16 protein-coding genes are annotated in these 22,358 nt (G+C 30.3%); 7 read left to right on the plus strand and 9 right to left on the minus strand.

Annotated features, from left to right (window positions below):
- Positions 1–242 precede the first annotated feature (242 nt).
- Complete coding sequence (locus LACAL_RS04745) at positions 243–2,600, plus strand: hybrid sensor histidine kinase/response regulator (RefSeq protein ID WP_013869570.1); 2,358 nt, start codon at positions 243–245, stop codon at positions 2,598–2,600.
- Here the strand turns inward: LACAL_RS04745 and LACAL_RS04750 are convergent, their stop codons facing one another.
- From LACAL_RS04750 to LACAL_RS04770, 5 genes are all read right to left on the minus strand, one after another.
- Positions 2,601–3,443 (minus strand): S9 family peptidase, encoded by an 843-nt coding sequence (locus LACAL_RS04750; RefSeq protein ID WP_013869571.1) that lies wholly within the window; start codon positions 3,441–3,443, stop codon positions 2,601–2,603.
- A complete protein-coding gene (locus tag LACAL_RS04755) occupies positions 3,443–6,196 on the minus strand; it encodes a PD-(D/E)XK nuclease family protein (protein WP_013869572.1) in 2,754 nt (917 codons plus the stop codon). The genes LACAL_RS04750 and LACAL_RS04755 overlap by 1 nt, the downstream gene beginning before the upstream one ends.
- A gap of 72 nt (positions 6,197–6,268) precedes the next feature.
- Positions 6,269–7,699: an OmpA family protein gene (locus LACAL_RS04760; protein ID WP_013869573.1), complete on the minus strand. Its 1,431-nt coding sequence runs from the start codon at positions 7,697–7,699 to the stop codon at positions 6,269–6,271.
- A gap of 121 nt (positions 7,700–7,820) precedes the next feature.
- Positions 7,821–9,017, minus strand: coding sequence for a glycine C-acetyltransferase (gene kbl, locus LACAL_RS04765; protein WP_013869574.1), 1,197 nt, complete (start codon positions 9,015–9,017; stop codon positions 7,821–7,823).
- A gap of 37 nt (positions 9,018–9,054) precedes the next feature.
- Positions 9,055–12,213, minus strand: a complete 3,159-nt coding sequence (locus LACAL_RS04770; RefSeq protein WP_013869575.1) for an exodeoxyribonuclease V subunit beta — start codon at positions 12,211–12,213, stop codon at positions 9,055–9,057.
- A gap of 205 nt (positions 12,214–12,418) precedes the next feature.
- Between LACAL_RS04770 and LACAL_RS04775 the strand changes: the two genes are divergently transcribed.
- Complete coding sequence (locus LACAL_RS04775) at positions 12,419–13,027, plus strand: superoxide dismutase (RefSeq protein WP_013869576.1); 609 nt, start codon at positions 12,419–12,421, stop codon at positions 13,025–13,027.
- Between the two features lie 485 nt (positions 13,028–13,512).
- Here the strand turns inward: LACAL_RS04775 and LACAL_RS04780 are convergent, their stop codons facing one another.
- The 4 genes from LACAL_RS04780 to LACAL_RS04795 form a co-directional block, all read right to left on the minus strand.
- Positions 13,513–15,411, minus strand: coding sequence for an amidophosphoribosyltransferase (locus LACAL_RS04780; protein ID WP_013869577.1), 1,899 nt, complete (start codon positions 15,409–15,411; stop codon positions 13,513–13,515).
- A gap of 123 nt (positions 15,412–15,534) precedes the next feature.
- On the minus strand, positions 15,535–16,464 hold the full coding sequence (locus LACAL_RS04785; RefSeq protein ID WP_013869578.1) for a PfkB family carbohydrate kinase: 930 nt from the start codon (positions 16,462–16,464) through the stop codon (positions 15,535–15,537).
- A gap of 67 nt (positions 16,465–16,531) precedes the next feature.
- Positions 16,532–17,173, minus strand: a complete 642-nt coding sequence (locus LACAL_RS04790) for a viroplasmin family protein (protein WP_013869579.1) — start codon at positions 17,171–17,173, stop codon at positions 16,532–16,534.
- Positions 17,174–17,202: 29 nt separating this feature from the next.
- On the minus strand, positions 17,203–17,772 hold the full coding sequence (locus tag LACAL_RS04795; protein ID WP_013869580.1) for a phosphoribosylglycinamide formyltransferase: 570 nt from the start codon (positions 17,770–17,772) through the stop codon (positions 17,203–17,205).
- A gap of 182 nt (positions 17,773–17,954) precedes the next feature.
- Between LACAL_RS04795 and LACAL_RS04800 the strand changes: the two genes are divergently transcribed.
- The 5 genes from LACAL_RS04800 (at position 17,955) to pyk (ending at position 22,254) form a co-directional block, all read left to right on the plus strand.
- A complete protein-coding gene (locus LACAL_RS04800) occupies positions 17,955–18,188 on the plus strand; it encodes an acyl carrier protein (protein ID WP_013869581.1) in 234 nt (77 codons plus the stop codon).
- 12 nt (positions 18,189–18,200) lie between these two features.
- Positions 18,201–19,451: a beta-ketoacyl-ACP synthase II gene (fabF, locus tag LACAL_RS04805; RefSeq protein WP_013869582.1), complete on the plus strand. Its 1,251-nt coding sequence runs from the start codon at positions 18,201–18,203 to the stop codon at positions 19,449–19,451.
- An 8-nt stretch (positions 19,452–19,459) separates the two neighbouring features.
- Positions 19,460–20,203, plus strand: coding sequence for a ribonuclease III (gene rnc / locus LACAL_RS04810; protein WP_013869583.1), 744 nt, complete (start codon positions 19,460–19,462; stop codon positions 20,201–20,203).
- Between the two features lie 135 nt (positions 20,204–20,338).
- Entirely contained in the window at positions 20,339–20,827 is a 489-nt protein-coding gene (locus LACAL_RS04815; RefSeq protein ID WP_013869584.1) for an IPExxxVDY family protein, read from the plus strand.
- A complete protein-coding gene (gene pyk, locus LACAL_RS04820) occupies positions 20,827–22,254 on the plus strand; it encodes a pyruvate kinase (RefSeq protein WP_013869585.1) in 1,428 nt (475 codons plus the stop codon). Before LACAL_RS04815 ends, pyk begins: the two co-directional genes overlap by 1 nt.
- The last annotated feature ends 104 nt before the right edge of the window (positions 22,255–22,358 follow it).

Genomic DNA, 22,358 nt, shown 5'->3' on the forward strand with positions numbered 1-22,358 from the left:
GGTCGTTAGTTTTTATATTTAATAATATTTTTAATGCAAAAAAGTGTTTTCAAGTATATATTAATTAGCCTAAAAAACCACAAAAAGTGCTTTAAAAATAATTTTAACATACTGAAAAACAGATAAAATTATTATAAAAACCTTTTTTTACTATATTGCGTAGGTAGAATATCCAGCTATTAATCCCTCTACATATAGTTGTATTTGATTTTTTTTAAATAAAAACCCAAATCAACCAAAAAGTGCGCTACTTAATTTTATTTCTATTTTGTGTTTTACACAGTGTTTTATTTTCTCAAAATACAGCATATAACCCTATAAAAAGTAAAGGAAAACTTTATGAGTATGCCGAATTTGCAAAAGCATCAAATTCTAATTTATCTATAAATGATATCCTTAATGGAGAAAGCAACCTTGATTTTAACCCATTAACCTCTGAAAACCAAAGCTTAGGTTTTACCAGCGATAATTATTGGCTAAATTTTAAATTAGAAAACACAACAAATCAAGCCCAGACTTACTACCTACAAACCGCTAGACCAATAACAGATATTGCTAATTTATATCAAATATCTAATAACAATTACATAGAATATAATAGTGGAGATGCTATAGCTTTTAACGACAGACAGGTACAGCACCGTAAAACAGTATTTAAATTAGAATTACCTAAAAATAGTGTTCAAAAATTCTATATACATTTAAAAAGTGATGGCGAAACTTTAAACCTGCCTTTACTAATTCAAACTGAAAATGAATTTTGGAAATCTAATTATAATGAACATCTATTTTTAGGGTTCTTTTATGGCTTATTATTTTTAGCCGCTATAGTATATTTATTTTTCTTCACCAGCTTATCTAATAAAACATTCTTGTACTATAGTATTTATGTATTATCTATAGCTTTACTACAATCTGCGTTAGATGGTATAATATTTCAATACATTTTACCATCTGGTGGTTATTTAAATAATAGAACTGTTTTAATTACTGCGCTATTTTCAAATTTCTTTTTATTAAAATATTGCGAAAGATTTTTAAAAGTTTCTCAAAGAGCAAAACATATTAGTATAGCATTTAAAGTACTTTATATTACTATAATTATATTAGGTGTTTTATTATTTGTAAATGAAAAAACAAAAGAATTTGTTTATCCAATTAGCAACGTAAATGGCCTTTTAAGTTTAATATTAATTTTAGTAACATTATTTTACCTACGCTATAAAAGTTATAAAATTGATGTATTCTTTTCGGTTGGTATTTTCTTTTTAGTTATTGGTTTATTAGGTTTTGTAATGAATAATTTAAGTCTATTACCAAATAACTTTATAACACTTAATAGTGCCAAATTTGGGATTACTTTCGAGGTTATATTTCTATCGCTTTCTATGTCTAATTTAATTAGAGATTTACGTTTAGAAAAAGAAAAATCTCAAATTATAGCTTTAAATAAATCTGAAGAAATTAGTGAACTTAAAAGTTATTTTATGTCTAACATTAGCCATGAATTAAGAACACCAATAAATGCTATAATGGGTATTGCAGATGATGAGTTGAGCAAAAACCCTAAAGGTGAAATGCTAAAAAACTTTGAAGTAATAAAGCACGCCTCGTTAAATTTACTTAGTAATATTAATGATATTTTAGATTTTGAGAAAATTGAAAAAGGAGAATTAAAATTAAGAACAGAGCATTTTAACCCTAAAACGGCGGTCATTCAAATAAGTGATAATTGGAAACGAATGGCAGAAAAAAAAGATTTAAAATACAGTTTTGAAATTGATTCTACTGTTCCAGAAGTTCTAGAAGGTGATCCAGAACGTTTTACACAAATTATAAATAATGTACTTAGTAATGCAGTAAAGTTTACACACTTTGGTAAGATAGATTGCAATATAAAAAGTACTACGCTAGAAAATAATATTGCAGAAATAGCTATTATTATAAAAGATACTGGAATAGGTATAAAAGACTCTCAAATAAATAATTTATTTAATAGTTTTGGGCAAATGCGCTTAAATGATAAGCGTAGCTTTGGAGGTGTTGGTTTAGGTTTAAGTATAACTAAGCACCTTATAGATTTATTTAAAGGCTCTATAGAAATTGATAGTGAAGAAAACAGAGGAACATCTGTTACTGTAAGCTTACCTTTAAAGGTTATACAACAAAATAAAATAGAAGTAGAAAATCCAGATATTTCTAAAGCCGAAATTAAAGTTTTAGTTGTTGAGGATAATACTATGAATCAATTAATAATGAAAAAGATTCTTAAAACATTATCAATTAATAATTTTCAAATAGCTTCAAATGGTGTTGAAGCTATAAAACTATTAGAAAACAATACATTTGATGTTATTTTAATGGATTTACAAATGCCAGAAATGGATGGTTATGAAACGACCACAATAATTAGAAATGATATTACAATGCATAGTATAAAAAACATTCCTATTATTGCTGTTACTGCAGATGCTACAGATACTGCACGAGAAAAAGTAATAGATGTAGGAATGAATGATTACATAACAAAACCTGTTAATAGAGACTTACTTTATAGAAAAATATTAACTCACAGAAAAAATGAATTAAAAATAGCTTAATTACTTTTCTATAAACAAAATACTTTTTTCTACAACTATTTTTAGTGCATTAGGCATATAACTATATAGCCATGGCTGTTTTGCTCCAAACACATGATCGCTATCCTTTATTGAAATTAGTTCACTATTTTTATTCCAAAGATGAAGTGACTTTGCTTCGTTATATTTTACTGATGGATCATCTTTAGCATGAATAATTAAAAAAGGTATTTTAATTTTTTTTGCTGCTTTTTTAATATTTAACCGGTTTTCATTAGCCTTAAAATCTTCATAAAACTGAAAGTTATGAGGCATTTTTTGGTTTGTTCTTCCATTTAAAACATATTTTACACCAGTTTTTCTCCAGTTTTCTAAATCTCCTATGGTTGACGTTCTTTTTGAAAAATCGCATACGCTAGCCCAAGTAATAAGTTTTTTTATTCTTGAATCTTCTCCTGCTTTAATTATAGAAATACCTCCACCGCGAGAATGACCTATTACTATAATATTATTTGTGTTTATCTCATTTTTATATTTAAAATCTACAGCAGTTAAATGAGAAATAACTGCATCTAAATCATCAAGCTCTTTAGTATAATTATTTTCGGCAAAAGCTTCTAAATTTGGAAAATCTATTGGATTTGAAACTGTGCCTCCATTATGCGAAAAATTAAATTTCACAAAAAACATATTAGCCTCCATAAAGGCATTTGCAACTAAATTCCAGCTTCCCCAATCTTTAAAACCTTTATAGCCATGACAGAAGACAACTATTGGTTTTTGTATTGCGTTCTCTTTAAAAAAAAAATCAAATAGTATTGGTTTTTTGTTAGCTTGGTTTAAAATGTTATTTCTAGCAATCATTACACTTCCTTTTCAATAAAATTAATATCAGGATTACAAATTTCAATTATTAGTTTCTTTAGTTCTTCAAAAAAACTATTTAAGGTTTCTATTGTAATTAAAGTGTCTTTAACTTTAGCTCTTATTGTTTCTTTTTTTGCAAATTTAATAAAGCCACCATTCAAATTTTTAAAAGATATAATTCCTGCTTCTATTGGAAAATTTAAAGGCTTTTCTTTGTTCATCATATAGGCATATGCTAATATTTGAAAGCTTTTACTATATTTTTTATAATCGGTAGTTAAATCTTCCCAATCTATAACAGCAACTTGATTACTCTCTACTTTTCCTGTTTTATAATCTATTATTCTGGTTAAGCCATTATATTCATCTACACGATCTACTGTACCTCTTAACTGTACTTTAAAGTTTAATTCTGGTATGTTTAAAGCAATTTCGCTACGGTTTTCTAAAGCAAGTATTTTTATAGTATTTCCTTTCTTTAAATCTTTTATCTCAAGGCTTAAAAAATTTTCAACATAGCGTTTTGCTATTTCAAAAATAATTAAGTTTTTACCTTTAGTCATATCTCCATCTGCATAAATACGTGAAAAATTATGCGTAATAGTAACATCAACTAATGGTTTCATTCTCTCAATATCTTCAACTTTTATATATTTTTCTAAAAAAGGTTTATATAAAGTCTCTAAAGTATCATGAACTACTGTTCCCATTGTGTTTGCTGCAACAGTCTCTTCTACATCCTCTAACTCCTTAACTCCTAATAAACTTTGATAATAAAAATCTATAGGGTTACGTATATAATTTGTTAGTGATGATGGCGAAAAACCCCTATTAGCAACTGTTTTTATTTGGTTTAATACAGCTTGTGTTTTCTCAATTTCTTTTAATTTAGAATTAATTTTAGGTACTTTAGGAGCAATAATATTATGTTTTATTTGGTGTATATTTTCTAATTCTAATTGATTTATAAATCTACTTTTCTCTCCTCCAGTTAAAATATCTGCTTCTGTATTGTATAATATATATATGTTTTTAGCACGCTGTAATAAGCGATAAAAGTGGTACGTATAAACAGCATCTTTTTCTTTATAAGTTGGCAAATTGTTTTCTAATTTAACATCAAAAGGTATAAAAGAGTTATTAGTTTTACCTGATGGTAAAACACCTTCGTTAACACTAGAAATGATAACATTTTCAAAATCTAAAACTCTAGATTCTAACATTCCCATAACTTGTAAACCTTGTAAGGGTTCACCTTGAAAATCTAAAGTCTCAGAAGATAATAATTCATTATAAATGCTAAATAATGCAGAAATATCATTTACATGACTATATGTGCCATTAAGTCTATAAAGCTCATTAAACAAGCTATTAAACCTGTACAAGTACTCTAATGATATTAAGTTACTGTCTTTATTTAAAGATAGAAAGTCTTTAATTTTATTAATAATTTTAAAAACTATTTCTATAGCAATAGTTGCTTTGTTATCCCAATTAGAAAATAATAAATCAAGAACATCATGTACTTGTGTGTTATCTTTTTTTAAATCTGAAAGAGAAAGGTAAACCAGGTTGTTTTTCTTTATTTTTTCGATAAGATCTAAAGCATAATTAACCTCATTTATTACAAATAAAGAACTAATAAATTGATGTGATAATAAACTAATTACATCTTTATAATAAAATTTTTCGGTATGTTTTTTATGAATAGAAAATAACTGTTCAAAAAGGGAAGCTAAAGGAATAGACTTTAAAGGAAATCCCATTGTTACATTAAGCTTATCTACTGCTATAGGAATTGAGTTTAGTACTGGTACTAATAAGTTTTCATCACCAAGCACTACGGCAGTACTTTTAAAAGAAGGATTATTAACTGCTATTTCGCTTAAAATATTCCCTATAGCTTTAGCTTGGCCTATATTTTTTGGAACACCATAAACTTCAATGTTTTTTGGAATGGAATAAGATGTGGACACCCAATTAAATGGATTATTTGCGAAATATTTCCATGAATTTTTGTGTTGTCTAGTAAACAAACCGGCATCATGTATTTTATTTTCTATAAATACTTTATCTATATCCCAATATATAGATGCTAAATCATTTTTTAATAATTCTTGAATAATAGTTTCTTCGGCAGTGTTTAATGCATTAAAACCTAAAAAAACGTGCTTATTAGACGTTGTATTACTATAATGCTGTATATTCTCTACTGCTTCACGATATATAAGGCCTTGATATCCTATTTTTTGTTTAATTAAAGATGTTGAGTAATCTTTATAATATAGTTTTAATTTATCCCAAAATTTTAAATAGTTTTTTACAACATCTGTTTTATTATCATCTAAAGACCAATGGTCTAAAGTTTTAATAGCACTTAAATAATCGAATATTTTATCTTGTGGAATAAGGTACCTGTCAATTTCATTAAAATCTTGAAGTAAAATTTGTGCCCATTTTGAAAAACTTTCAAACTGTTCTTGTTCCTTTTTTGGTGTGAGTTGTAAATATGTATTATAAAACTCAAAAAGCAACTCTGTATTTGTTACAGATTTTAGCTGTGCTAAATCTTCAACAAACTCCTCTATACTTAATATATAGGGTGAAAATATTGTTTTGTTAACTACACGAGATAATTCTTGTCTTAAAAAAACTCCTGCTCGTTTACTTGGTAAAATAAAGTGAATATTTGATAGATCTTCTTCTTTATTTTTTAAATCAATTAATACATCGAAAATAAAACTCTTCATTGTATAAAAATAAAAAACGCTTCGGTAAACCGAAGCGTTTTTTTTAAAACTTATTTAAAAGTATTGAGAAACTTATTTTTTAAGTTTAATCTCAGTACGTCTGTTGTTTTTTCTACCGTTTCTAGTAGCATTAGAATCTACTGGGTAATCTTCACCAAATCCGTAAGCAGATAATCTTGAAGCGCTAATACCATTAGCAATTAAGTAATCTCTTACTGCGTTAGCTCTTCTTTCAGATAATTTTTGGTTAGAAGATTTAGAACCTACACTATCAGTATGACCTTCAATTGTGAAGTTAGAATCTGGGTATTCTTTTAAAATAGCTGTAATATTCTTTAATACTTCTTTAGTTTGCTCTTTGAAAGATGATTTTCCTGTATCAAATAATATTGTTCTAGCGTAGCTGTTTAATTGATCAATAACTTCTTGAGTTGGTTGAGCAACTACTTCAGGACAACCATTGTTTGCAACAGTTCCAACTTCGTTAGGACATTTATCATCTTTATCTACAACACCATCACCATCTGTATCTGGCCAAGGACATCCACTGTTAGCAGCTGGTCCAGCTTCGTTAGGACAGTTATCTTTATCATCAGCAACACCATCACCATCAGCATCTGGGCAACCGTTTAAAGCCTTAAGACCTTTTACTGTAGGACAGTCATCTTTACCATCTACAACACCATCACCATCTGTATCAGGACATCCATTGTATTCAGCTAAACCTGCAACATTTGGACAATCATCTTTAGCATCTTCGATACCATCACCATCGCTATCTGGACAACCGTTGAAAGCTTCTAAACCTGCAACTTCTGGACAAGCATCGTTTTTATCGTAGATACCATCACCATCTGTATCTTTACCACCAAACTTAACAGCAATACCTGCAGAATGTTGGAAATGTTTAGTTAAGTAATCTTCGAAAGAGTGCTTGTATTTAGACTCTACAAATAAACCTACATTTTCTGTAAACCAGTAAGTAAGACCTAAAGATCCATTTAATGTAGCAGAACCAATGTTATTGTTTCCTCCTTGGTTGTTGTTGTTATATAAACCTTCTTCGATCCATGTGTAACCACCACCAACACCAATCATTGGCTCAAATTTTTTGCTACCAATAAGGTTAGCTAAACTATATCTTACGTTTGCATCTACTGCATAGTAACTTAAATCTGCAACTCTTACACTTGGCGTAGCAGGAGCTAATTCTCCCCACTTAGTAATTCTGTTAATAGAACCTCCAAGTTGTACGTTAAAGTTTTCTCCTACATATTTAGATACAGAAACTGTAGATAAAGATGGAAGAATATTCCAGTGATCTTTAACATTAAAGTATTCATCAAAGTAATCTCCTTGTGGTGCGTTTTCTCCTACTGGATAAACGTCAACCGCGTTTACACCAAAGTTAACAGCCCATGGGTTGTCTTGGTCTTGTGCATTCGCAGTATTGAAACTTACAATAAGTACTAATGCGAATAATAATCTGCTAAGATTTTTCATATTCAAAAATTTTAATTTTTAAGTGTTAATTAGAAGCAAAAATAAGTTGTTAAATAATATTAACAAAGACAAATATATAAAAATATTGGTTATTGCTACAAAATGATAAAATTTAAAGTGTTTATTTAATGACTTCTAGCGCCTTTCCAACTTTTACAAAGCCTTTAACAGCTTTATCTAAGTGTTCTTTTTTATGAGCCGCAGAAAGCTGAACTCTTATTCTCGCTTTTTCTTTTGGCACTACTGGAAAAAAGAACCCTATAACGTATATTCCTTCTTTTAATAGCATATTTGCCATTTTTTGAGATAATTTTGCATCATATAACATTACTGGTACAATTGCAGAATCTCCATCTATAATATCGAATCCTGCTGCTTTCATCTCTTTTTTAAAGTAATTAGTATTACTTTCTAATTTATCTCTTAAAGTTGTATCGTTTTTTAACATATCGAAAACTTTAATTGAAGCACCTACAATTGCAGGTGCCAATGAGTTAGAAAATAAATAGGGTCTTGAACGCTGGCGTAAAAGATCTATAATTTCTTTTTTTGCGGTAGTATATCCTCCCATAGCACCACCCATGGCTTTACCTAATGTTCCTGTTATAATATCTATTCTTCCTAATACGCCTTTTTCTTCTAAGGTACCAATTCCTGTTTCACCAATAAAACCTGTGGCATGACACTCATCTATCATTACAAGTGCATCATATTTATCTGCTAAGTCACAAATCTCGTCTAAAGGAGCAACTAAGCCATCCATTGAAAACACGCCATCTGTTACTATAATTTTATGTCTTGCTCCGTTTTCGTTTGCTGCTATAAGTTGTTTTTCTAAATCTGCCATATCATTATTTTGGTAACGATAACGTGCGGCTTTACATAATCTCACACCATCAATTATTGAGGCATGGTTTAAAGAATCTGAAATTATAGCGTCTTCTTTTCCTAATAATGGCTCAAAAACACCTCCATTTGCATCAAATGCCGCAGCATATAATATTGTGTCTTCTGTACCGTAAAAGTCTGCTATTTTTTGTTCAAGTTCTTTGTGTATGTCTTGTGTTCCACAAATGAAACGAACAGAACTCATGCCAAATCCATGAGTATCCATAGCGTCTTTTGCTGCTTGAATTACTTCTGGATGAGATGATAAGCCTAAATAGTTGTTTGCACAAAAGTTTAATACTTTCTCTCCTGTATTTAATGTTATTTCTGCTCCCTGTGGAGAGGTTATTATACGCTCTTCTTTATAGAGTCCGTTTTCTTTTATCTCTTGTATTTCTTGTTGTAAGTGTTGTTTAATTTTACCGTACATACTTTTGTTTTGATTTATAATGCAAATTTAAAAACAATTAATTATAACTTGTAATTGTAATTTCTTTATTAATATATATTAGTATCTTTTTTAATATTTTAAAATTCATTTCTTCTAAAATATCTTGATAATCCTGGAGTTGATGTTGGTATTTGGGATTATGTAATCCTGTTTTATAATCTATAATTACAACTTCATTTTTTTCGTTAATTACTAAACGATCTGGCCTATATAGTTTTCCTGTTTTAGAAATAATATCTCGTTCATTATATATTGTATAGTTTGAGGTAAAATAATCTAAAAGCTCTTTGTGGTTAACAATTTCTAATATTGTGTTTTTTAAAACTGCGGCCTGAGTACTATTTATAATACCATTAGACTCAAAATCTTTTACTGCGAAATCTATATCACTTTCGGTTTTAATATGTTCCATTAAGTCGTGAACCAGGTTCCCTTTTTCTAAGGCGTTTTCTTGTTTTGTATCCCATAAATAGCCAGAGTTTGTTATTACTTTAATATCATGGTCTTCTTTTGCTGTTGATATAAACTCTTCTTGTTTTAGCGTTTGAATTTTTTGTTGCTTGGGTTCACTTTTTGGTTTTTCTGCTTTGCCAAAACTGTAAGTTGTTTTTTCATTATCCCAAATAGAAATACTCATTAAATAGTTAATTAATAAACCCGAATATGATTTTAAATTTACATCTCCTTTTTTATTAATATCTCTTTTTCCTATTACGTGCAACTGCTCTACTGGCCTTGTTAAAGCAACGTATAATAAATTTAAACTATCAAGCTCTAACGCTCCTTGATGCTTAATATGTATTTGATTTCCTTGTTCTCCATATGTTTCGAATGCTTTACTATAATTTAGCAATGCGTAATTAAATCCGTTAAATTGTTCTGGATTTAAATTAAACCATTCTTTAGGTTCTATGTCTTCGTATATATTTATTTCGGCATAAGGAAAAATTACAACAGGAAACTCTAAACCTTTTGATTTATGAATTGTCATTATTTGAATGGCATCTTGCTCTTGTGGTGAAACAATACTAAGCTTCTCTTTTTTTGAATTAAAATAATCTAAAAATGCAGATAAGTCTGAAATATTTTTTTGTGAATATTCTAAAACAACATCAAGATAATATTGAATATATGCGTTTGATACGTTTACCAAGTTAAATCGCCTTACTATTGTTTCGGCCAAATCAAACAAGCCTAACTGTATTAAATTATTTGGATTTACATAAATATTAAATCGCTCAAAACTTTGAAAATAGGCTTCAAGTGACAAATTCATATTGGTTATAAAATATGTGTGTTTATCTTCTATATTATACTTTTCTGCTATAAAATTTAAGATATCTACTTTACATTCTATATTATTTGGGTTGAGCAAAAGCGTGAGTATATTATTAATAAAGCGTACTTCGGGAGCACTATTAATTAACATTGTCTCACTAGATGTAATTTGTATACCTTTACTATTTAAATATTCTGCAATTGCAATACCATGTTTCTTTTTTCTTACTAAAATTGATATGTCTTTTAAATTGTACCCTTGCTCTTGACAGCTAATTATAGTATTTAAAACATGTTCTGTATAAACTTTATCTTTATCTTCTTCCTCATCAAAATCTATAAAGTTTAAACTCACAAAACCAGTTGTATTATTTGAAGGTTTTTGATGAGATTGCTGGTATAAGTTGCTATAGTCTTCATTTATAAACGCCATAGAGGCAACATGTTTAAAAAATGAATTATTAAAATTTACAATAGTTTCTAAACTTCTAAAATTTGACTCTAAGTTTTTTACTTCTTGGTCTATAAAAAACGGTGAGTTTTGTTTATTAAAAAGCGCCATAAATTGCTCTGCTTTTCCACCACGCCATCTGTATATTGCTTGTTTGGCATCACCAACAATCATTGCAGAACCTTTTTCGGCTTTCATGTTTTCACCAGATAATGTATTATCTATTAATGGTATTAAGTTTTCCCATTGCATTTGCGAGGTATCCTGAAACTCGTCTATAAAATAATGCTTAAACTTTTCTCCCATTCGTTCATAGATAAAAGGTGTTGGCTGCCCTTTTATTTCTTTACTAATTATAGCATTAAATTCACTTATTAGCATTTTACTTTCTTCTGCCTTAATTGCTAAAAGTTCTTTGTTTATTGCAGATAAAACAGATAATGGTGTGAGATTTTTATAAATTGCTTTTGGTAATAAGTAACGTTCTGGCAAAAGTTTTGAAGCATAAAAAAGTGTCTTCAATTCATCTATAATATTATCTATACTCTGCTTAGTTTCTTTAGTAGCTTTACCACCATAGTAACTTTCCTTTTCTAGGTTTTTTACCAATCTACCCTCAAAAAGCAAATCTTTAATTTTAAGATTTTTCATTTTTATAAAATGATTTGGTAAATCAGTATTATTAAAATGGTTATGAGGTATATTATTAGTTTCAATCAAATTAAGAGCTTTTTCTGCAATAGCTAAACAATTGTCTTCTACCTCTTGAATGATTTTCTTTAAGTTAAACTTTAAAGCCTTAAAATCTTCTAATGTTTTATTTTCTAAACTCTTTACAAATTCTAAGTCACTTTCTTTAATAAGAAGTTTCGCAATTTTGTTAAAATCTAATGCGACATCCCAACTTTTATCATCATCTGCCTTTTCAATCGCAAAATCAACCAATACTTTAGTAAGCGCTTTATTGGCTCCTGCTTTAGCAATTAAACGGTCTACAGCTTCACTTAAAATAGAATCTGTATCTAATTCTACTTCAAAATTTAGAGGTAATTTTAAATCATGAGCAAAGGTTCTAATTAACCTGTGATTAAAACCATCTATAGTAGAAATATCGAAAGCAGCATAATTATGCATTATGGTTTGTAAAATTATCTCTGCTTTTTTTTGAAGCGCCTTGTGCTCCATTTCTAATTCTTGTGCAATATCAAAAAACATTGCGTGCGGCTCGTTTAAATTATGTGTAGATGAAAAAACATTTAGCATCTCTAAAATTCTAGCTTTCATTTCTCCAACAGCCTTATTGGTAAAAGTAATTGCCAAAATATTTTTAAACTGATAATTGCTTGAGGTTGAGAATAAAATTTTAAGATACTCTTTAACTAATGTATAGGTTTTTCCACTACCAGCAGATGCATTATAAACTTGAAAAGAAGACTTGTAAGACATTAATTAAATTTTAGTACAAGATAAAAACAAATCACGTGACAAAAGTCTATTTTGAAATTTTTAAATCGAAAATTAAAACATTTCAATATCACGATGTTAAAGTATTATTAAAAGGAAAAACTTAGCCCGATTATAATTTTTAATTGAAATGTTAAAGTATTAAATTTACGTTCAAAGAATTATTAACCAAAAAACATAAAAAATTATGGCTTTCGAATTACCGAAATTAAAATATGCATACGACGCATTAGAACCAAATATTGATGCGCGTACAATGGAAATACATCATACTAAACACCACAATGGTTATACAACAAAATTAAATAACGCTATTGAGGGTACAGAGTTAGAAGGAAAAACTATAGAGAATATTCTTTTAAACTTGGACATGGAAAACAAAGCTGTTAGAAATAATGGTGGTGGTTTTTATAATCACTCTTTATTTTGGGATGTAATGAATCCTGAAGATAAAGGACGTTTATCTGGCGAATTAAAAGATGCTATTGAAGCAGAGTTTGAATCTGTAGATGCTTTTAAAGATGCTTTTAGTAAAGCTGCAGCAACACAGTTTGGTTCTGGTTGGGCTTGGTTGTGCGTGCACAAAGGAGGAAAAGTAGAAGTTTGTTCTACACCAAACCAAGATAACCCATTAATGCCTGGCGTAACTTGTGGAGGAACACCAATTTTAGGTTTAGATGTTTGGGAACATGCCTACTATTTAAATTACCAAAACAGAAGACCAGATTATATTGATGCTTTTTTTAAAGTAATTAACTGGAACGAAGTTGAAAGACGCTACGCAGAAGCTAAATAATTTATTTCAACAAAATCAAAAAAAGCAGATTCTAATAATTAGAATCTGCTTTTTTTATACTTATAATTCTCTTTTATACTCAGTTTATAAAATAAAAAAGCCGGACGAGAGTCCAGCTTTTTTGCCCCAAATCTACCATGAACTTAACCTACTTATGTTATGGTAAGCTCAAATATAACGAGAACAAATTTGATTTATTGTTTTTTTTAGATAAATGGTAAAAATATCTGATAAAGTGCATTTTATCGATGCTACTGAATGTATTAATTTTCAATTAGTTAAAGTGTTGCGTATATACTATCACTTATAAAAAATTAACTATAAAGCAATAAAAAAGCTGGACGAGAGTCCAGCTTTTTTGCCCCAAATCTACCATGAACTTAACCTACTTATGTTATGGTATATTTAAATGTATGGCTATTTTAGATTATGCAAAAATGTTTTAGATTAAAATCATTATTCATGGTTTAAGTGATTAACATTGGTTAATATGCACGCTCTTTATTTCCTTCAAAAAAGTTAATAAATGCTCGGTTTACAACTCTATTTCCTCCAACGGTTGGATAATTTCCTGTAAAGTACCAATCGCCTAAATTTTTAGGACAAGCTTTATGTAAATTTTCTACTGGTTGGAATATTATTTCTACTTCTGCATTTACAGTTTCATCACTTAACAATTGTGAGATTTTAGCCGAAATTTCTTCGGTTGTAAATTGATCGTAAATTTCATTTACAAAGTTCTTTACATCTTTATCTTCTAAATGTTCTTGAGCTTTACATTTATGGTATACAGTTTCTACTAAATCATATTTTCCCGCTTCTTTTAACAATTCTAAAGCAGCATTAAAAGCTACTAATGTTTCTAAATTTGCCATATCAATACCATAGCAATCAGGAAAACGAATTTGTGGAGCAGATGATACAACTACTATTTTTTTAGGATGTAGCCTATCCATCATTTTAATAATACTCTTTTTTAGTGTTGTGCCACGAACAATACTATCGTCAATAATTACTAAATTATCTGTAGGTTTAATTACACCGTATGTAACATCATAAACGTGAGCAACCAAATCATCTCGGCTACTATCTTCAGTAATAAACGTTCTTAATTTTACGTCTTTTATTGCTATTTTTTCTATACGAGGTCTTTCTTCTAAAATATCTATAACCTGTTGTTTGCTTAATTTACCGTCACCATCTAAAATAGCTTGAGTTTTACGTTCATTTAAATGCTCTTCTACAGTTTCTATCATACCATAAAAAGAGGTTTCGGCTGTATTTGGAATGTAAGAAAAAACAGAGTTTGCTGTATCGTTATTAATAGCTTTTAAAACTTTTGGCATTAAAAGTCTACCTAACATTTTACGTTCTTGATAAATTTCAGCATCACTACCTCTAGAAAAATAAATACGTTCAAACGAGCATGCTTTACGTTCTAAAGGCTCTAGAATTTCTTCAATAGATACTTCTCCAGATTTTTTAGTAATAATAGCGTGACCTGGATCTAACTCTTTAACATCGTTAAAATCTACATTAAAAACAGTTTGTATCACTGGTCTTTCTGATGCTACAACAACGACTTCATCATCTTTATAATAATATGCTGGACGAATTCCTGCCGGATCTCTTAATACAAAAGAATCTCCATGACCAAGCAATCCTGCCATTGCATAACCACCATCCCAATTTTTAGCAGCTCTACGTAATATTTTTGCTACGTTTAAACGCTCTGCTATTAATGGTGAGCATTCATTTTTTTTATATCCTTCTTTTTTTAATTTTTTGTAAATTTTACTAACAGCATCATCAAGAAAATGTCCAATTTTCTCCATTATAGTAATGGTGTCTGTATATTCTTTTGGGTGTTGACCAAGCTCTACTAGATTAGCAAATAATTCTTTAACATTAGTCATATTAAAGTTACCTGCTAAAATTAGGTTTCTATGCTGCCAATTATTTTGGCGTAAAAAAGGATGTACACTTTCTACACTATTTTTACCAAATGTACCATAACGCACATGACCTAAAAGTACTTCTCCTATATATGGTATTTTACTTTTTTGCAGTGCTACACTTTCATTATACTCTGGATGTGCAACAAGTTCATTATTTATACGCTCATTAATTTGGGCAAAAATATCTTGAATAGGTTGCTGTTGTATAGATCTAACGCGACTTATATAACGTTCTCCTGGTTTAGTGTCTAATTTTATACTAGCAAATCCTGCACCATCCTGACCTCGATTATGCTGCTTTTCCATCATTAAATACATTTTATTTACTCCGTAAAATGCACTTCCATATTTTTCTTTATAGAATTCTAATGGTTTTAAAAGTCTAATATGTGCAATACCGCACTCGTGTTTTAAAGCATCACTCATTGTTGTTGTGTTGTGAGTTGTTGTTAATTATAGCTATAAAATTTAGTCGCTAAATTTATTTATTAATTTCTAAATTATAATTCTGGTGAAATAAAAAACGCGCTCAATATCGAGCGCGTAAATTTATTTTAATTCTATTTCGAATTGTGTTAAATCCTTGAATTGTTGTAGACGCTCAAATATTTCTTCGTCTGTTAGCGTTAGCATACGCTCGGTTCCAAATTTCTCGACACAAAACGATGCTAATGCAGACCCATAAATAACTGCATTTTTCATGTTTTCAAAAGAGATATTTCTTGTTTTTGCTATATATCCGGCAAAACCTCCTGCAAATGTGTCTCCTGCTCCAGTTGGATCAAAAACTTCTGCTAATGGTAAAGCTGGTGCATAAAACATATTACCATCGTTAAAAAGTAATGCGCCATGTTCTCCTTTTTTAATTACAACGTATTGTGGTCCCATTTCATGAATTTTCTTAGCCGCATTGACTAAAGAATATTCTCCAGATAACTGGCGAGCTTCCTCATCGTTAATTGTAATAACATCTACATTTTTTAATACTGCTTTTAAATCATCCATAGCAATATCCATCCAGAAATTCATGGTGTCTAAAATTGCTAGTTTTGGTTTTTTAGACATTTGGTCTAAAACACTTTGCTGCGTAAGTGGATGTAGATTTCCAAGCATCACAATTTCTGCATCCTTATAACTTTCTGGAACTACAGGTGTAAAATGTTCTAATACGTTTAACTCTGTTGCCAAAGTGTCCCTAGAATTCATATCGTTATGATATTTTCCACTCCAAAAGAAAGTTTTTCCATCTTTTACAATTTCTACTCCTTCTATATCAATATTTCTATTTGTTAATAGATCTAAATATTCCTGCGGAAAATCGCCTCCAACTACAGATACTGCTGCTGCATCTACATTATTAAAATTTGAAGCAGATAAACCTATATAAGTTGCTGCTCCTCCAAGAATTTTATCGGTTTTACCAAAAGGTGTTTCTATAGCGTCAAAAGCTACCGTACCTACTATTACTAATTTGCTCATAAAAGCGTTTTAATTTAAGCGGCAAATATACGATTTTTATACAGTTTTAAATTATTTAATATAATTCTTATTTTCTCCCAAAATCTGCAGGTATTTCTCCCCAAGCTTTAGTCTCCCATTTTACAATGGTTGTTTTATAATCGTTTTCTTTTAGCCATTTAACTGCACGGTCTACCAAATCGTAAACTGGTTTGTTTTTTGCATTACGTTCTAACTTGCTATTACATGTTTTTTTACGCACCCAACTCATAGCTGTTCTAGAGTCTGTATATATAATACGATCACTATTATGTTTTTTTAAAAAACTTAAACCATGAACTAATGCTAAAAATTCTCCTAAATTATTTGTGCCTTGAGCAAAAGGTCCTTGTATAAAAAGTTGTTGTTTTGTTTTAGTGTCTACTCCACGATATTCCATGATTCCAGGATTTCCACTAGAAGCAGCGTCTACAGAAATAGAATTATAGTTTGGTTGTCCTATTTTTTTTAGTTGCTCTAGAGACAATTCACTTTTAAAACTTTTATTTTTTCCTATATAATCGAAATAATTTCCCTTTAGAGCTTCTTTTGCTGCATCAAACGTTGCAAAAGACTTGTACTGGGCACCTTCATAATCTTTAATTAAAGATTTACAAGTATTCCAAGAATCGAAAACTCCAGTTTTATGTCCTTTCCAAACGGTATAATATTTTTTCTTTTTTTTACTCATAGTAACTTTCCGTGCAACGGAAATCTATTTTATTTCGAATTTAAAATATTTTCTACCACTACCGGAAAATGTTTCATTTCTAATTCATGAATTTTTGCTGCAACATCTTGAGCAGAATCTGACGTTTTCACCTCACATTTTGCTTGAAAAATGATGGCTCCTTCGTCATAATTTTCATTTACATAGTGAATTGTTATACCTGTTTCGGTTTCTTTTTTGTTAATAACCGCTTCATGCACATGTATACCATACATGCCTTTTCCTCCAAATTTTGGCAATAAAGCGGGATGTACATTTATTACTTTATTAGGGAAGTGTTTTAATATGTTTTCTGGAAATTTCCATAAAAAGCCAGCCAATACTATTAGATCTGGATTATTACTTTTTAAAATATTAAGTACATGATCTGTCTCTGTAAAAGCAATTTTATTAAAAGACAAAGCACTAATCTTCAGTTTTTTACAACGATCCAACACTTTGGCATGCGGATTGTTAGTTAATACTTGAATTACAGACGCATTGTCCCTATTTTGAAAAAACCTTATTAAATTTTCAGCATTACTTCCGCTACCGGACGCAAAAATTACTACACGTTTCATTTTATAGTTTTCAGTGTTAAATCTTCAAACAAAAAAAAGAATAATTATTAACAATTACGGGCTAAAACAGAATTTCTTCAATTTAAATTATTAACTTTCGAAGTCTTTTTTAATAGAAAGATGTGTTTTAAAATAAAGTTTTTTATTTTTGCCTCTTAATTAAAACTAAAAAAATTAAAATTATGTCAGACATTGCATCAAGAGTAAAAGCGATAATCGTAGACAAATTAGGTGTTGATGAAAACGAAGTTGTAACTGAAGCTAGCTTCACAAACGACCTAGGAGCAGATTCATTAGACACTGTAGAATTAATCATGGAATTCGAAAAAGAATTCGATATCCAAATTCCAGATGACCAAGCAGAAAACATTGCAACAGTAGGTCAAGCTGTATCATACATTGAAGCTGCAAAATAAGCACTAATATTTATGGAACTTAAGCGAGTTGTAGTTACGGGTCTAGGAGCACTTACACCAATTGGAAATACCAAAGATGAATATTGGGATGCCCTAATTAACGGTAAAAGTGGTGCTGCGCCTATTACGTATTTTGATACTGAAAAGTTTAAAACAAAATTCGCGTGTGAGTTAAAAAACTTTGTCGCAACCGATTTTCTAGATAGAAAAGAGGCGCGAAAAATGGACAGGTTTACGCAGTACGCAATGGTCGCATCTGATGAGGCTATTGCGGACGCGAACCTAAATTTAGATACCGTTAACAAACTTAGAGTTGGCGTTATCTGGGGAGCAGGAATTGGAGGTCTAGAAACTTTTCAAAACGAGGTTTTAAACTTTGCGCAAGGTGATGGTTCACCTAGATTTAATCCTTTCTTTATCCCTAAAATGATTGCAGATATTGCTCCAGGAAACATATCCATTAAAAATGGTTTTATGGGTCCTAATTACACAACTGTATCTGCGTGTGCTTCTTCTGCAAATGCTATGATAGATGCATTAAACTATATTCGTTTAGGACATTGCGATGTTATTGTTACTGGTGGCAGTGAAGCCGCTGTAACCATTGCAGGAATGGGCGGATTTAATGCAATGCATGCTTTATCAACCAGAAACGAAAGTCCAGAGACAGCTTCAAGACCGTTTGATGCTTCTAGAGATGGTTTTGTTTTAGGCGAAGGCGCTGGAGCGATTATTCTTGAAGAATATGAGCACGCTAAAGCTAGAGGTGCAAAAATTTATGCTGAAGTTGTTGGTGGTGGCATGTCTAGTGACGCACACCATATGACAGCTCCACATCCAGATGGAATAGGTGTTATTGCAGTTATGAAAAATTGTCTAGAAAATGCAGGTTTAAAACCTGAAGATGTAGACCATATAAATACTCATGGTACCTCAACGCCATTAGGAGATGTTGCAGAACTTAAAGCAATATCTAAAGTTTTTGGAGACCATGCTAAAAATATTAATATAAATTCTACTAAGTCAATGACTGGTCATTTACTTGGTGCCGCAGGTGCTGTAGAATCTATTGCTTCTATATTAGCAATGGAGCATGGCGTTGTACCACCAACTATTAACCATGAAAATGTAGACGAAAACATAGATCCTAATTTAAACTTAACGCTAAACAAACCTCAAAAACGTGATATAAAGGTTGCAATGAGTAATACCTTTGGTTTTGGCGGACATAATGCTTGTGTATTATTTAAAAAGTTAGATTAGAATTTTTGATGAAAAGATTTCGAAACATATTCTCAAAATCTAAAGAAGAAAAAGGAGAATTTTTCATCACAGTTTCACAAATTATAGGTTATAAACCTAAAACTATTAAACACTTTAAAACAGCGTTTACTCACCGTTCTATGAATATTAGAAACAGTAAGGGTAATATTGTAAACTATGAGCGTTTAGAGTTTTTAGGCGATGCTATGTTGAGTGCAGTAATAGCACACCACTTATATGAAGAGGTTCCTAGTGGAGACGAAGGTTACCTAACAAAAATGCGCTCTAAAGTAGTTAGTAGAGAGCATTTAAATGAGCTTGGAAGAGACTTAAAACTAATAAATCTAGTAGAAAGTAAAATACCAAAAGGACAATTTGGTGATAATATACACGGGAATTTATTTGAGTCTTTAGTAGGTGCTATCTATTTAGATGGTGGTTTTAAAGCCTGCGAAAAATTTATTTACAAGCGTGTTATCACACCTTTTGTAGATATCGAACAATTAGAAGGTAAGGTAATTAGCTATAAGAGTTTACTTATAGAATGGTGCCAAAAAGAAAAGAAAACCTTCGATTATAATGTATATGAAGATACTGGAAATGATAATATTCGTCATTTCTCTGTAAAATTATCCATTGACAATAAAATTGTTTCAAAAGGACGAGCAACTTCCAAGAAAAAAGCCGAAGAAAAAGCATCTAAAAGAGCATTTTTTGTGTTTCAAAATCAAATTTCAAAAACTTTATCATAGAATTTCACCTTATTTTATTTAAAAAAAGGCAAATTCACTATAACGTTTTCGTGGCTAATTCTTGTTAAGATTCATCAAAAGCGAACCAAATAAACTATTTTTAATGCTATATTTACAATTAATTCTTATGTGAATATGGCAATTAAAAAACTCGTTTTAAATGATTTTTTTGAAGAAGAAAATTTCTCCTTAATTGGTATTCATTGTACAATTGAAGATTATCGCTTAGCCTTTCTACTTAACCAAGCCTTAAATCTAAAATTAACCAGACAAGATAAAGACATCGACAACAACAATCAAGAAACAAACTTTTCGTTTTTTGAATGGGTAGACGACACGCAGTATACAACCTGGAATTTAGTTTCAAATACCTGTAAAGTAACATCTAATGAAATTAACAACAAAATAGGCTCTCTCTTTTCTAACAGTGAATCGTTTACAAAAACACACCACTTAGTATCAGAGTATAGTAAGGCTAATTATTTACTTAAAATAAATAATGAGTTTCAAGCTAAAAAAGAAAAAATTATATTAGAAAAAATACTAAAAATTAAACAAGTTATTACAGCTTATAGTATTGACTCTAACACATTAAAATCTAAAGACCAACTAATATTTAACTAATGCTGAAAAGAAAAAAAACTAAAATTGTTGCAACCTTAGGTCCTGCAACTGCAAATAAAGAAACATTAAAAGCAATGCTTGACGAAGGCGCAAACGTGTTTAGAATTAACTTTTCTCACGCAGCCTATGATGATGTTAAAGAACGTGTAAAAATGATTAGAGAACTAAACGATGAGTTTGGTTATAACGCTTCTATTCTAGCAGATTTACAAGGTCCTAAACTTCGTGTTGGTGTTATGCAAGGAGAAGTATTTGTGCATCCAGGAGACGAAATTATTTTTGCTACCGGAAAACGTTTTACTGGTACAAAAGAACGCGTTTATATGACGTACGATAATTTTCCTCAAGACGCTAAAAAAGGAGAACGCATATTATTAGACGACGGTAAATTAATATTTGAAGTTGTTTCTACAGATAAAAAATCAGAAGTTAAAGCCAAAGTAATTCAAGGTGGTCCATTACGCTCTAAAAAAGGAGTAAATTTACCAAACACAAACATATCACAACCAGCGCTAACAGAAAAAGATATTGAAGATGCAAAATTTGCCTGCGAGTTAAAAGTAGACTGGATGGCATTATCATTTGTGCGTCATGCAGAAGATTTAATGGTTTTACAAGAACTTATTAAAAAACATAGCGATCACAAAATACCAATTATAGCAAAAATTGAAAAACCAGAAGGCGTAGCAAACATAGACAAAATTGTAGCCTATTGCGATGGTTTAATGGTAGCGCGTGGAGATTTAGGTGTAGAAATACCTGCCGAAGAAGTACCATTAGTACAAAAACAATTAGTACTTAGAGCTAAAAAAGCAAGAATACCAGTAATTATTGCAACGCAAATGATGGAAACTATGATAGATAGTTTAACACCAACGCGTGCAGAAGTTAACGATGTTGCCAACTCTGTAATGGATGGTGCAGATGCTGTAATGCTATCTGGAGAAACAAGTGTTGGTAAATATCCAGTGCAAGTAATCAAGCAAATGGCAAGTATAATAAAAAGCGTAGAAGACAGTGATTTAATTTCTGTACCTCACGAGCCACCAACAATACGTACAAAAAGATACATAACAAAATCTATATGTTATCATGCTGCACATATGGCAAACGAGATAGATGCAAAAGGGATTTCCACACTAACAAATAGTGGTTATACAGCCTTCCAAATATCTGCGTGGCGACCAAAAGCACACATATTAGTTTTTACCTCAAACCATCGTATTCTAACACAGCTAAACCTTCTTTGGGGAGTAAAAGCATTCTTCTACGATAAATTTGTAAGTACAGACGAGACTATAGAAGATGTAAATAAAATGGCCCAAGATATGGGTTATTTAGAAAAAGGAGATATGTTAGTAAGCCTTGCAGCCATGCCAATTCAAGAAAAAGGAATGGTAAATACACTTAGAGTTACAGAAATATAGTTGTTTTTTGGGCGTTACCTAAAGGTCGCGCTATTCACTATATCTTTTGTAAAACAAAAGGATGCCGTTACTATCGCTAACGCAAACTAAGGCAAGTAATAAAC

It is taken from the genome of Lacinutrix sp. 5H-3-7-4 (genome assembly GCF_000211855.2).
Lineage (GTDB): Bacteria > Bacteroidota > Bacteroidia > Flavobacteriales > Flavobacteriaceae > Lacinutrix.